Source organism: Gilvimarinus gilvus, assembly GCF_030518155.1.
In the GTDB taxonomy this organism is placed as follows: Bacteria; Pseudomonadota; Gammaproteobacteria; order Pseudomonadales; family Cellvibrionaceae; genus Gilvimarinus; species Gilvimarinus gilvus.
Genome location: NZ_JAULRU010000813.1, coordinates 1 through 307, shown reverse-complemented (window position 1 = coordinate 307; position 307 = coordinate 1). Strand labels below are relative to the sequence as shown.

1 protein-coding gene is annotated in these 307 nt (G+C 44.6%); it reads left to right on the top strand.

Features of this window, described 5'->3' with window-relative positions; all coding sequences use genetic code 11:
• Positions 1-37: 37 nt before the first annotated feature.
• On the top strand, positions 38-307 hold a 270-nt coding region (gene rsfS / locus QWI17_RS21615), incomplete at its 3' end, for a ribosome silencing factor (protein WP_302724612.1).

Below are 307 nucleotides of genomic sequence, written 5' to 3'. Positions count from 1 at the left end.
GTTATACGACTTTAATAATGAAGGTAAATAATTACTAATGGAAATGGATCAGATAATCAGCGCTGTACGTCAAGCCCTTGATGATATGAAAGCACGTGACATTGTTGAAATTGATGTGACCAATAAATCGACGGTAACTGACCGAATGGTTATCGCCAGCGGAACCTCTAAGCGACATGTGATGTCTATTGGGCAGCACGTTCAGGAAGAGATGAAGCATCAGGGCTTATTGCCTCTGGGAATAGAAGGCCTGGATACCGGCGAGTGGGTGCTGGTGGATTTGGGTGATTTGGTGGTACACGTTATG